The sequence below is a fragment of the Salibaculum sp. genome, assembly GCF_035270045.1.
GTDB lineage: Bacteria > Pseudomonadota > Alphaproteobacteria > Rhodobacterales > Rhodobacteraceae > Salibaculum.
The window spans coordinates 115839-128877 of record NZ_DATFIP010000055.1; the positions used below are offsets into that span (position 1 = coordinate 115839).

The following is a 13039-nucleotide window of genomic DNA, read 5'->3' on the forward strand; positions in this document are numbered from 1 at the left end:
TCGGGGGGCTCAGCGCCGCAAGTAAGGCCGTAGCTGTCCGCCGACCCAAACGGTCACGCCCTCGGGCTGCATGAGCCAGGCCCCGACACGCTCGACCGTCGTTCCGGTTCGAAGCTTCTCGACTCGCTCGGCATAGCCGACGGGACCGATCTGGGCCCAGAGGACACCCTTGAAGGCCAGCCCCAGAAGCATCACGATCAGGATTGCGCGCAGCGGGAAGCGCGGGCGCGCGACCCGAGGTCGGGCACGGATCAGCCCATCCTTGCCGACGCGATGAACGACACCGTTGCGGCGAATGCGGTCATGGGTCCGCACGACATGGCCCACGCGCTTGTCAAAATCGGTATTAATCGACATGGCAGCCTCACTGTGATCCCCACCACAGTGTGTCAAAGGTGTCGCCTAATTGTGGCGAAAATCGGGCAGACGCCGTGAAACCCCTGATTTCAGGGCCACGCTTACCCAGGTTTGGCCAGTACCAGCGTCGTCCAGTCAACAATCTCGTCGCTCTCCACGTGATTGAACCCGCAACGTGCATAGGCTGCCCCGACCTCATCGGCCTGGTGGGTCAGAAGCCCCGAGAGAATCACGTGCCCGCCGGGGGCGGTATGGTCCGCGACAGCAGGGGCGAGGTCAATCAGCGGCCCCTTGAGGATATTGGCGAAGACCAGGTCATAGGGCGCACGCCCGGCAAGCGCATCAGCGTCGAACCCCGCGGCGGTAACACATGTAACCGCCCCGGCCATATCGTTGGCTGCCAGGTTGGCCTCGGCCACCTCGACCGCGACCGGGTCAATGTCGCTGGCAATGACCCGCGCTTGTGGCAGGCACTTGGCCGCGGCCATGGCAAGCACCGCGGTGCCGCAACCGATATCGGCGACATTGCACGGCACGATGCCCTGGCCCAGCAGCCGATCGAAGGCGCGAAGGCATCCCAGCGTGGTACCGTGGTGCCCCGTGCCGAAAGCCATCGCCGCCTCGATCAGCAGGCCCACGCGCCCCTCGGGCAGCTTGTCGGCATCATGACTGCCATGAACGAAGAAGCGTCCTGCCTCGACCGGGGCCAGTTCGCGTTTCACATGGGCGACCCAGTCCACCTCAGGCAGTTCGGACACGGCAAAGGGCCTGGCCCCATGTGCCGCCGCCAGCAGCGCCAATGCGACCGCGTCAGGGCGGTGCTCGAAATAGCCGCCGACCTCCCAAAGGCCTGATTCATCCTCCATCTCGAAGACGCCGACACCGGTCGGGGCCGGGTCCAGCCCCTCCATCGCTTCGCCAAGCGCCTGGGCCTGGTCCTTGCCATTGAGGGTTGTGAGGGCTGTAAAGGTTGTCATGGCTTACTCCGCAGGGGCAGGCATGGCCTGCGTCAGGATGGTTTCGTTTCCCGGTCCGGGATGGCGCGGGATCAAGAGCGCCAGGGACAGCGAAATCCCGGCCATCGCCGCCGCAAGCCCGAAGACCGCCGCGGGCGAGGCCAGCCAGAGATACCCCAGCAGGGCCGGCAGGAAGACCGCGGCGACATGGTTTATCGTAAAGGCCACGGCGGCCGTGGGGGCAATATCGCCAGGATCGGCGATCTTCTGGAAATAGGTCTTCAGGGCAAGGGCAAGTGCAAAGAACATGTGGTCGATCACGTAAAGGACCCCGGCCAGAACCACCCCCCAGCCGAACCAGTAGACCCCGCCATAGGCCAGGAACACGACGATCAGCCCGACGTATTCGAAGGCGAGCGCCATGCGTTCGCCCCAGAGCCCCACAAGGCGGCCCATCAGCGGGGCGAAGATCATGTTGGCCACCAGATTGACCAGGAACAAGGCGGTGACCTGGTGCACCTCGAACCCGAAACGCTCGACCATCATGAAGCCGGCGAAGACCACGAAGATCTGCCGCCGCGCCCCCGACATGAACTGCAGCGCGTAATACAGCCAGTAGCGCCGTCTCAGCACCATCTGCTTGAGTTGCGGATGCGGACTCTCGAATTGCGGATAGGCGAAATAACAGAACAGCGCCACCAAGGCGGTGAACCCGCCCGACACCACGTAGACGAAATCGTAGCTCAGGTCGAAGCTCTCCCAGGTCAGCACGATCAGCACATAGGCCACGAACGTCGCCGCAGACCCGGCCGCCAGGATCCAGCCCAGCATCTGCGGCGCGCGCTGCTTGTCGATCCACTGCAATTGCAGGGACTGGTTGACCGTCTCGAAATAATGAAAGCCGATCGAGGACAGCATGGTGATCGTCAGGATGCCGCCCATGGACGGAAATTGCGCGGTCAGCGCCGTTGCCACGCCCAGCATGGCCAGTGCGACAAGCCCGAGCAGCTGTTCGCGAAATACCATGAGCAGCGCGATGACCCCGATGGCGAGGAAGCCGGGAACCTCGCGCACCGTGTGCAGCCAGCCGATGTCGGATCCGTCGAAGCCCGCCACCTCGATGACGAAGTTGTTGAGCAACGCCGACCAGGTGGCAAAGGCCACTGGCATGGCCGCAGCCATGAGAAACAAGAGCGTCACGGGCCGCCGCCAGAATGGCAGGGTCCGGGCCCGGGCGAGGGGAACGATGCGCATGGCGCGCGGCTTACGACGTTTCGCCCGACTTGACGAGAGCGAATGGAAAGACGCGGCCCGCCCGTGCGGGTGCGCGGCCTGATCCATGTCAAGGCGAACATATTCAAGATGGGGCATGTCAGGGCAAACAGCCAAGGACACCCGCCCCATGGACCTCATCCTCTATCTTGCCGAAACCCTTGGCGAAGCCCAGACGGCCGCGCTCTTCGGCATCGTGACCGGCTTGATATTCGGCGTGGCGGCGCAACGGTCGCGATTCTGCCTTCGGGCGGCGACCAGCGAATTCGCGCGCGGCATCTGGGGCGACAAGGTGGCGGTCTGGCTGCTGACCTTTTCCACCGCGCTGGTCTGGGTGCAGGGGGCGCGGCTGCTCGGCCATGTCAACGTGACCGAGGCCCGGATCATGGCCGTGCCGGGCAGTTGGTCCGGGGCAATCATCGGTGGCTTGGTGTTCGGCGCCGGGATGATCCTCGCACGCGGCTGTTCGGGGCGCCTGCTGGTGCTGGCGGCCACGGGCAACCTGCGCTCGGTCGTCTCCGGATTGATCTTCGCCGTGGTGGCGCAGATGTCCCTGCATGGTTGGCTGGCGCCCCTGCGTGACCGGCTGGCAGGGCTCTGGATCACGCAGGGGGGGCGCAACCTCGACTTGATGGTGGCGGGGGGCATACCCGACTGGGGCGGGCTGGTGCTGGGTGTCGTGCTGGCGGGATTGGCCCTGGTCCTGTCGCGGCGCAACCGTATCGGTGCGGGGCGGCTGATCTTCGCCTCTGGCGTTGGCTTTGCAGTGGCCATGGGCTGGATCTTGACGACGGGGCTCAGCCGGATCGCCTTCGACCCGATCACCATTGAAAGCGCCACCTTCACCGGCCCCTCGGCCAACACGCTGATGTTCTTTCTCGAACCGGCACCTGTGCTGACATTCTCGATCGGCTTGGTGCCGGGGGTCTTCCTGGGCTCCTTTCTCGCCGCAGTTCTGACACGCGAATTCAGGTTCCAGGGGTTCGAGGACGAGGCCAACATGCGCCGCGCCTTGGTCGGCGCCGCGATGATGGGCTTCGGCGGGATGCTGGCGGGCGGCTGTGCCATCGGCGCCGGGGTGACAGGTGGATCGGTCTTCGCGGGCACCGCCTGGGCGGCGCTGACAGCCATGTGGGTGGGCGGCATGCTGACCGACTACCTGGTTGACCAACGCGGGCTGCGCGCGCAAGCGGCCTGACGTCTTTTGGTCCGAAAGACCGCGGGGCGTCGCGCGCCCCGCGCGTCAGGGGCAGCGCCCCCAAATGAATTCATCGGGCCTGCGCAGCACTCATCTTGAAAACCACCCGCTAATAGAAGTTCTGCGGATCGACATCCACGGCCATGCGCAAATCGCCCTGCAACGTGAACTGCCCGATCCACTGCGCCAGGGCCTGTTGCAGCGGCGCGCCCTTGTCGGCCTTGACCAGAAGGCGCACCCGGTGCCGCCCACGGATGCGCGCGATCGGGGCAGGCGCGGGGCCGAAGACCTGCGCCCCGATCCGGCGCAACGGCCCGTCGTTGCGCGCCATTTCCGCGCCCAGGTCAAAGACCGGTTGCGGCTCCGGCGCCGACAGGATGATCCCGGCCATGCGCCCATAGGGAGGCACGCCCGCGGCTTGGCGTTCGGCCGCTTCGGCGGCCCAGAACGCTTCTTCGTCCCCGCCCAGGATCGCACGGATCACGGGGTGATCCGGCTGGAATGTCTGGAGCAGCGCCTCGCCCGGGACCTCGGCCCGGCCCGCGCGTCCCGCCACCTGGCGCAAGAGCTGGAACGTCCGTTCCGCCGCACGCAGGTCCGACCCCTTCAGGCCGAGGTCGGCGTCGATCACGCCAACAAGGGTCAGGTTGGGAAAGTTGTGCCCCTTCGCCACCAGCTGCGTGCCGATGATGATGTCAGCCTCGCCCGAGGCGATCCCCTCGATAGCCTCTTTCAGCGCCCGCGCCGATCCGAACAGATCTGAGGATAGCACCGCGATGCGCGCCTCGGGCCAGAGCGCGCGCGCCTCTTCCTCCAGCCGCTCGACTCCCGGTCCGACAGGCGCCAGCCTGTCCTCGGCCTCGCAATTGGGACACACTGTCGGCATCGGCCTGGTTTCACCGCACTGGTGGCACATCAGCCGTTTCAGGAAGCGGTGTTCGACCATGGAGGCGTCGCAATCGGCGCAGCCGATCTGGTGGCCGCAGGCCCGGCAGACCGTCACCGGGGCATACCCGCGCCGGTTCAGGAACAGCAGCGCCTGTTCCCCCCGCGTGATCCGCGCATCCACCGCCCGTTTGAGGCTGGGCGAGACCCATTTGCCGCCCGGCAGGTCCTCCAGCCGCATGTCTATGGCGGCCATTTCGGGCATCACCGCCGCGCCGAAGCGATCGGCCAGGTCCAGCCGCGCGTATTTTCCCGACTGCGCGTTGGCCCAGCTTTCAAGGCTGGGCGTGGCCGAGGCCAGCACCACTTGCCCCCCTGTCAGCGAGGCGCGCAGAACCGCCATGTCGCGCGCGTTGTAGAGGACACCATCTTCCTGCTTGTAGGAGGTGTCGTGTTCCTCATCCACGACGATCAGGCCAAGGTCGCGATAGGGCAGAAACAAGGCCGAGCGCGCGCCCACGACCACCTGGCACCCGCCCTGCCCGACCATCTTCCAGCAACGCCGCCGCTCGGTCATGGTCACGCCGGAATGCCACTCGGCCGGCTTCATGCCAAAGCGCGCCTCGATCCGGGTCAGGAACTGCTCGGTCAGGGCGATCTCGGGCAGCAGCACAAGCGCCTGCCGCCCGGCGCGCAGGGTCTCGGCCACCGCTTCCAGGTAGACCTCGGTCTTTCCCGAGCCGGTCACGCCCTTGAGCAGCGTCGTCGCATAGCGGCCTGCCCTGATACCTTCGCGCAGCGCCTGCGCCGCCTGCGCCTGCGCCTCGGTCAGGGTCTTGCCGCCGTGATCCGGGTCCAGGGCCGGGTAAGGCGTGTCGCGCACCGCGTCTTCTTCATGGACCGCGCCGTGCTTGACCAATCCCTTGACCACCGACGTCGACACGCCCGCCATTTCAGCCAGTTCGCCCAGCGTGAAGGACAGCCCGCCATAGTCGCGCAACACTGCAAGCACCTTTTCCCGCGCCGCGGTCATCCTGTCGGGCACGGTATGACCCAACCGGTAGACCTTGCGCATCGCGGGCGGATCGCCCAAGCCCGGCGCCCGCGTGGCCAGCCGCAGCATCGCGGGCATCGGCGTCAGGGTATAGGCCGCCGCCCGTTCCAGGAAATCACGCATGTCCGCGGTCATGGGGGCCAGGTCCAGTACCCGGATCACCGACCGGATCTTGGCCCGGTCATAGTTACCCCGGCCGGGCCCCCGGATAACGCCCAGCACCTTGCGCGGGCCCAGCGGCACCTCGACGAAGGCGCCCAGCCAGCAGCCACCTTCGGGCGCGGCATAATCCAGCACCCGGTCCAGTGGCTGGGTGGTCAGCACGCCGACCAGCGCACCCTCGTCGAAGAATTCAGCTGCGGCCGGGGTCATGTTAGCGCAACCATAAAGGGGTTTCCGTATTGCCTGTTCTGGGGTAAACGCTGTCACCGAGACTGCCAACCCCAAGCACCCGGAGTCCTGACATGAAGTTCTTTGTTGATACAGCCGACGTTGATGCCATCCGCGAACTTCACGCGCTGGGCATGGTGGACGGCGTCACCACGAACCCCTCGCTGATCATGAAGTCGGGCCGCGACATCCTCGAAGTCACCCGCGAGATCTGCGACCTGGTCGAAGGGCCTGTCAGCGCCGAGGTCGTTGCCACCGAGGCCGAGGCCATGATTGCCGAGGGCCGCAAGCTGGCCGCGATCGCCGACAACATCGCCGTGAAGGTGCCGCTGACCTGGGACGGGCTGAAAGCCTGCAAGGCGCTCACCGACGAAGGCAAGATGGTCAACGTCACGCTATGCTTCTCGGCCAACCAGGCGCTTCTTGCGGCCAAGGCGGGCGCGACCTTCATCTCGCCCTTCATCGGGCGGCTGGACGACCTCAACCTCGACGGGCTTGACCTGATCGAGGACATCCGTACCATTTACGACACTTACGGCTTCGACACCCAGATCCTTGCGGCGTCCATCCGTTCGGCCAACCACATGAGCGACTGCGCCAAGCTGGGTGCCGACGTGGCCACCGCTCCGCCGGCCGTGATCCACAAGATGGCCGAGCACGTTCTGACCGACAAGGGCCTGGCAGCCTTTCTGGAGGATGCTGCCAAGGCCGGGATAAAGATCGTCTGACTGTCCCGCCACGCGGCGCGCAACACCCCGTCCGAACCGGAATATTGTTCTGGCCCGGCGCAGAGGCTTTCTGATAAACGTCGGAACAACGAAGAAGGATGGGCACCATGAGCAGCAGCCCCGGCAAGGACAACGGCGTCCGCGACCGCATCCTGTCCGACCCCGAGTCCGTACTCGAGGATCAGGATGTGATGCGCGCCCTGATCGCCGCCAACGAAAAGGCGATGGGGTCGAACATCGTCGACCTGCGCGGCATCGCCATGGAACGGCTCGAGGCACGCCTGGACCGGCTGGAAGACACCCATCGCAACGTGATCGCCGCCGCCTACGAGAACCTCGCCGGAACCAACCAGATTCACCGGGCGGTATTGCGGTTGATGGACGCGGGACGCTTCGAGGGATTCCTTGCCGATCTGAAGGGCGACGTGGCGGATATCCTGCGCGTCGACACGGTGCGGCTGGTGCTGGAGTCCGCTGCCCAGTCCGAGGACCCTGCGGTCAGCCGCTTTCAGGATGTGCTGCGGTTGGCCGACCCCGGCTTCGTCGCCGATTACATCATGCAGGGCCGCAACCAGCCGCCGCGCCAGGTGACCCTGCGCCAGCTGCGCACCGACAACGAGGTGCTCTTCGGCGAAAAGGCGGATTTCATCCGCTCGGAGGCCTGCCTGCGCCTCGACCTGGGAACCGGGCGGCTGCCGGGCATGCTGGTGCTTGGCGCCGAGGACCCGCATCAGTTCACCCCGCAACAGGGCACCGACCTGCTGGCCTTCTTCAGCGGCGTGCTTGAACGGGTCATGCGGCGCTGGCTGGGCTAAGCCATGATCTCACCGGCCATGTCAGACGCGCTGGACCGATGGCTCGACCACCGGCGCGCGCTTGCCGGGGCCTCCGAGAACACGATCGCCGCCTATCGCCGTGACCTTCTGTCGTTCCTGGCCTTCATGGCCCGGCACCACGGGACGGCCCAGGGCCTGGCGCCCATCGCGCGGGTCACCGTCTCGGACATGCGCGCATGGATGGCCCATGAACGCGGCCGGGGCATCGCGGCACGGTCGTTGGCGCGTGCGATTTCGGCCGTAAAGGGGTTTTACCGCTGGCTGGCCGAGCGCGAGGGGATCGACCCGAGCGCCGTGCTGGCCACGCGCGCGCCCAAGCCCCGCACCCGCCTGCCCCGCCCACTTGCGCCCGAGGCCGCCCGGCAAATGCTCGGCCAGGTGGAGCTCCAGGCGGCCGAGCCATGGATCGCCGCCCGTGACGCGGCGGTGGTGACGCTGCTCTACGGCTGCGGGCTGCGCATCTCCGAGGCGCTGGGGCTGCGGGGCCAAGATGCGCCGCTGCGGCAAAGCTTGCGCATCCGCGGTAAGGGCGGCAAGGAACGGCTGGTCCCGGTGCTGCCCGCCGCGCGCAACGCGGTCATGGCCTATACCGAGACCTGCCCCCATCGGCTGGACCCCGACACCCCGCTCTTTCGTGGCCTGCGCGGCGGGGCGCTGTCGCCGCGCGCGATCCAGAAGGTGACCGAACAGGCGCGGTTGCAACTGGGCCTGCCCGCCACGGCCACGCCCCACGCCCTGCGCCACAGCTTCGCCACGCACCTGCTGTCGGCCGGCGGCGACCTGCGTGCCATCCAGGACCTGCTGGGCCACGCCTCGCTCTCTACCACGCAGTCCTACACCGCCGTGGATACCGCCCGCCTCATGGAGGTCTACGATCGCGCGCATCCGCGGTCGGGCAACTGATCGCTTCTTTGGGTCACAAATACCGTGGGGGAGCCGGTCGCAGACCGACGGTGGCAAAGCCCCCGCCCAAGCCGTGCAGCGTGGCGCAGCCCTTTCCTTTTGACAGGCCCGGCCCGCTTGCACCGCGACGCCAAATCCGACATGACAGCCGCATGACAGATCACAACAAGGCCCTCGCCGTTCACCTGCTCACCGGGACCGGTGCCGTCTTTGCCATGCTCGCAATGCTCGAGGCGATCCAGCAGGACTGGGCCATCATGTTCGTCTGGCTGGTCGTCGCTTTCGCGGTGGACGGCATCGACGGGCCGCTGGCCCGCCGCTACGACGTCAAGCGATACGCCCCCCGGTTCGACGGCGTCCTTCTGGACCTGATCATCGACTACCTGACTTACGTCTTCATCCCGGCTTATGCCCTTTATGCCAGCGGGCTGATGGACGGATGGTCAGGCTGGGCGGCTGTGATCGTCATAACCTACGGCTCGGCGCTCTATTTCGCCGACACCAGCATGAAAACCACCGACAATTCCTTCCAGGGCTTCCCCGGGTGCTGGAACATGGCCGTTCTGGTGCTTTTCGCGACCGAGCCACACTGGGCGATCTGCCTGGGGGTGGTCACCGCGCTGACCGTTGCCATGTTCCTGCCAGTGAAGTTCATCCACCCCGTGCGGACCCGGCGCTGGCGGACCCTCTCGCTGCCGGTGGCGGTGATCTGGACGGCACTCGCGGGCTATGCCGCCTGGACCGGCTTCGACCCCGGTCCCGGTGTGACAGGCGGACTGATCGTGACCTCGCTCTACCTGCTGCTGGCCGGTCCGGTGCAGCAGGCGCTGCACGGCATCGACGACAAGGCCTAGAGAACCTCGTCGATCACCATCTCGATGCCGTTCTGATCGAAACTCTCGCCCGCCTTCAACCCAACCATTTTCTTGTAGATCGGGCTTTCCTGCGAAATCCCCATGTAGGTGACACCGCCGCAGTCGAACCTGCGGGTCGAAACGGCGATGATGAAGTGCCGCCCGTTCAGCGTGACCACCGCGCCGGGGCCGACCTCGGTGCTTGGCCCAATGTCCAGCGACTCGAGCGCGTCGATCTTGGCCTCGTGGTCGTGTATCGGATCGTCGAAACCATGGGCCAGGTCGGCGGCAACGCGCGCCGCGGCCATCTCGTCACGTTCGTGAGGTTCGTTCTCGGCCAGGCGGCTGTCCTTGAGAAACGCCTCGTAGTGATCACGGGCAGCCCGAAGCTCTTCCGCCTCAAGCGCCATCATCCGGTCGCGCAGCTCTGTCTTGCTGGGATGTGCCATTCGCCTGTCTCCTTTGTCATTCTTCCGGAATCAAGACACTGCATGCAACACGCCCGCGCTGATCTGGATCAAGCGCGGGCGGCGATGTCTAGCTCAGCGCCGCGTCGCAACGCCCGCAGACACCCGGGTGGGCGTGGCGGCCCACGTCCGGCAGGATTTTCCAGCAGCGCTCACATTTCTCGCCTTCGGCCTTCTCGAAGACCACCCCCACTCCCGCGACCTCCGGCAGGCGGAAGGCCTCGGCGGGCGACGGGTCCTTGGTCACGCTAATGGAGGAGGTGATGCAGATATCCTCGAAGCTAACTGTATCCAGGATCGCCTTCGCCGCGGCATCCACGTGCACAATCGGCGCAGCCTCCAACGAGGCCCCGATCACCTTATCCCGGCGCTGCACCTCCAGCGCTGCGGTCACGACCCGGCGCACACGGCGCACGGTGGCCCATTTTTCGGCCAGTTCGGTGTTGCGCCATGCCCCCGGCGTTTCCGGGAAATCCACAAGGTGGACGGAACTGTCTTCGCCCGGGAACCGTTCCAGCCAGACCTCTTCCATTGTGAAGACAAGCACCGGCGCCAGCCAGGTCGTCAATCTGTGGAACAAGACATCCAGCACGGTCAGCGCGGCGCGGCGGCGGTCGCTGTCACCGTCGCAGTAAAGCGCGTCCTTGCGGATGTCGAAATAGAAGGCGGAAAGCTCCACGGTGGCGAAGTTGAACAGCGCCTGGAATACCTCTTGGAAATCGAACCGGGCATAGCCGTCTCGCACCAGAGCGTCCAGCTCTGCCACCCTATGCAGCACCCAGCGCTCCAGTTCCGGCATGTCGGCGGGATCAACCCGATCGCTTTCCTCGAAATGCGCCAGCGCGCCCAGCAGGAACCGCAGGGTGTTGCGCAGCCGGCGATAGCTGTCGGCCACACCCTTGAGGATTTCCGGCCCGATGCGCTGATCGGCCATGTAGTCCGTCTGCGCCACCCACAGGCGCAGGATATCGGCGCCGTATTGCTTGACCACGTCATCGGGCGCGACGACATTGCCCAGCGACTTGGACATCTTGTTGCCCTTCTCGTCCAACGTGAACCCGTGGGTGACCACGTTGCGATAGGGCGCACGGCCCTTGGTGCCGCAAGCCTGCAAGAGCGAGGAATGGAACCAGCCGCGGTGCTGGTCGGTGCCTTCCATGTAGACATCGGCGATACCGTCGGGTGTGCCGTCCGCGCGGTCGCGCAGCACGAAGGCATGGGTCGAGCCGGAGTCGAACCAGACATCGAGGATGTCGAAGACCTGCTCCCAGTCCTCGGGGTCGTAGTCGTCGCCCAGAAACCGCGCCTTGGCGCCGGGCTGGTACCAGGCGTCCGCGCCCTCTGCCTCGAAAGCCTCGGCGATGCGGGCATTCACGACCGCGTCGCGCAGCAGGAAATCCCGGTCGGTGGGCAGCGCGCCCTTGCGGATGAAACAGGTCAACGGCACCCCCCATGCGCGTTGCCGCGACAGCACCCAGTCGGGGCGGGTTTCCATCATCGACCGCAGGCGGTTCTGCCCCGACGTCGGGGTGAAGCTGACAAGTTCGTTGATCGACTTGAGCGCGCGTTCACGGATCGTCGTGCCGTGCTCGTCCTGCCCGTCGCCCACAGGGCGGTCGATGGCCGCAAACCACTGCGGCGTGTTGCGATAGATCACCGGCGCCTTGGACCGCCAGGAATGCGGATAGCTGTGCTTGATCTTGCCACGCGCCAGAAGCCCGCCGACCTCGGTCAACTTGGCGATCACGGCGGCGTTGGCGTCGCCTTCCCAGTTCCCCTTCTTGGGCTTTTCACGCAGGATTCGTTTGCCGCCGAAGAACGGCAGGTCGTCGCGGAAGCTGCCATCGTCCATCACGTTGTAGGTGATGACCTGATCGAGCATCCCAAGTTCGCGGTAAAGCTCGTATTCCTCCATCCCGTGGCTGGGCGCACAGTGGACGAACCCGGTGCCTTCCTCGTCGGTGACGAAATCAGCGGCGCGGAAATCGCGCGGGGCGTCCCATTCGCCGCCCGCGCCCTCGGCCCCGGCAAGGGGATGCGAAAGTGTCAGGCAGGAAAGCTCGACGGCGGCGACTGTGCGAAGGCGCCTCCATTGGCCGTCGTCCAGGCGCGACCGCGCCATGACGTCAGCCGCCAGATTGTCGGCGAGCAGGAATTTCTCGCCCGCGCGGGCCCAGCATTCTTCGGGCGTGTCCAGCACCTCATATAGGCCGTAGGAAATATCCGCACCAAAGACGACCGCCTTGTTCGACGGAATGGTCCAGGGCGTCGTGGTCCAGATGACGACGCTGGCATCGCGGAAATCCTCGGCCAGCGCCATCACCGCGGCGGAATGGCCCGCCTCACCGTGCAGATCGACGAGGTAATCGGTCAGCGCGTCGGTGCCCTCAATGCCGGCCACGCGGAACTTCGTCCAGATCGTGAAGCTTTCCTTGTCGTGGTATTCAACCTCGGCTTCGGCAAGGGCGGTTTTTTCCACCGGCGACCACATCACCGGCTTGGACCCCTGGTAGAGTGTTCCGGTCATGAGGAATTTCATGAATTCCTCGGCGATAACGCGCTCGGCGTGGAAATCCATGGTCAGGTAGGGATCGGCCCAGTTGCCGGTGATGCCAAGGCGCTTGAACTCGTCGCGCTGGATGTCGATCCAGCCCTCGGCGAAGCGGCGGCATTCCTGGCGGAAGTCGATGACATCCACCTGGTCCTTGTCCTGGCCCTTTTCACGGTAGCGTTCCTCGATCTTCCACTCGATGGGCAGGCCGTGGCAATCCCATCCGGGCACATATCGGCTGTCATGCCCCATCATCTGGTGGCTGCGCACGATGATGTCCTTGATCGTCTTGTTCAGACCGTGGCCAATGTGAAGGTGCCCGTTGGCATAGGGCGGGCCGTCATGCAGCACGAAGGGCGTGCGACCCTCTTTCTCGCGCAGGCGGTCGTAGATGCCGATGCTGTCCCAGCGGGCCAGCCATTCTGGCTCGCGCTTGGGCAGGCCCGCGCGCATGGGAAAATCGGTTTTCGGCAAGTTCAGGGTGTCTTTGTAGTCGGGCGTGTCGGCGCACATCGTGTCGCGTCCTTCGAAATTCGGAAATGGGTCACGGCTGCTCGGATCGGTGCGAATCTCTCGGACACCTTTGCC

At 65.7% G+C, this 13039-nt stretch carries 11 protein-coding genes; 5 read left to right on the plus strand and 6 right to left on the minus strand.

Annotation, left to right across the window (positions count from 1 at the left end; translation table 11 throughout):
• Window positions 1–9 precede the first annotated feature (9 nt).
• The 3 genes from VJ897_RS09440 to VJ897_RS09450 form a co-directional block, all read right to left on the minus strand.
• Window positions 10–357 (minus strand): hypothetical protein, encoded by a 348-nt coding sequence (locus tag VJ897_RS09440; RefSeq protein WP_324055358.1) that lies wholly within the window; start codon window positions 355–357, stop codon window positions 10–12.
• Window positions 358–458: 101 nt separating this feature from the next.
• Window positions 459–1334 (minus strand): 50S ribosomal protein L11 methyltransferase, encoded by an 876-nt coding sequence (locus tag VJ897_RS09445; protein WP_324055359.1) that lies wholly within the window; start codon window positions 1332–1334, stop codon window positions 459–461.
• A gap of 3 nt (window positions 1335–1337) precedes the next feature.
• A complete protein-coding gene (locus VJ897_RS09450; RefSeq protein ID WP_324055360.1) occupies window positions 1338–2567 on the minus strand; it encodes an MFS transporter in 1230 nt (409 codons plus the stop codon).
• A gap of 148 nt (window positions 2568–2715) precedes the next feature.
• Between VJ897_RS09450 and VJ897_RS09455 the strand changes: the two genes are divergently transcribed.
• Complete coding sequence (locus VJ897_RS09455; RefSeq protein ID WP_324055361.1) at window positions 2716–3783, plus strand: YeeE/YedE family protein; 1068 nt, start codon at window positions 2716–2718, stop codon at window positions 3781–3783.
• Between the two features lie 109 nt (window positions 3784–3892).
• Here the strand turns inward: VJ897_RS09455 and VJ897_RS09460 are convergent, their stop codons facing one another.
• Window positions 3893–6094, minus strand: a complete 2202-nt coding sequence (locus tag VJ897_RS09460) for a primosomal protein N' (protein ID WP_324055362.1) — start codon at window positions 6092–6094, stop codon at window positions 3893–3895.
• Between the two features lie 92 nt (window positions 6095–6186).
• Here VJ897_RS09460 and fsa point away from each other — a divergent pair, with 92 nt between their 5' ends.
• The 4 genes from fsa (at window position 6187) to VJ897_RS09480 (ending at window position 9433) form a co-directional block, all read left to right on the plus strand.
• Window positions 6187–6840: a fructose-6-phosphate aldolase gene (fsa, locus tag VJ897_RS09465; RefSeq protein WP_324055363.1), complete on the plus strand. Its 654-nt coding sequence runs from the start codon at window positions 6187–6189 to the stop codon at window positions 6838–6840.
• Window positions 6841–6947: 107 nt separating this feature from the next.
• On the plus strand, window positions 6948–7655 hold the full coding sequence (locus VJ897_RS09470) for a DUF484 family protein (protein WP_324055364.1): 708 nt from the start codon (window positions 6948–6950) through the stop codon (window positions 7653–7655).
• Between the two features lie 3 nt (window positions 7656–7658).
• Window positions 7659–8579, plus strand: a complete 921-nt coding sequence (locus VJ897_RS09475) for a tyrosine recombinase XerC (protein WP_324055365.1) — start codon at window positions 7659–7661, stop codon at window positions 8577–8579.
• A gap of 152 nt (window positions 8580–8731) precedes the next feature.
• Window positions 8732–9433: a CDP-alcohol phosphatidyltransferase family protein gene (locus tag VJ897_RS09480; protein WP_324055366.1), complete on the plus strand. Its 702-nt coding sequence runs from the start codon at window positions 8732–8734 to the stop codon at window positions 9431–9433.
• Here the strand turns inward: VJ897_RS09480 and VJ897_RS09485 are convergent.
• Window positions 9430–9882, minus strand: coding sequence for a hypothetical protein (locus tag VJ897_RS09485; RefSeq protein WP_324055367.1), 453 nt, complete (start codon window positions 9880–9882; stop codon window positions 9430–9432). The two genes, VJ897_RS09480 and VJ897_RS09485, sit on opposite strands and share 4 nt — an antisense overlap.
• An 88-nt stretch (window positions 9883–9970) precedes the next feature.
• A complete protein-coding gene (ileS, locus tag VJ897_RS09490; protein WP_324055368.1) occupies window positions 9971–12964 on the minus strand; it encodes an isoleucine--tRNA ligase in 2994 nt (997 codons plus the stop codon).
• Window positions 12965–13039 lie beyond the last annotated feature (75 nt).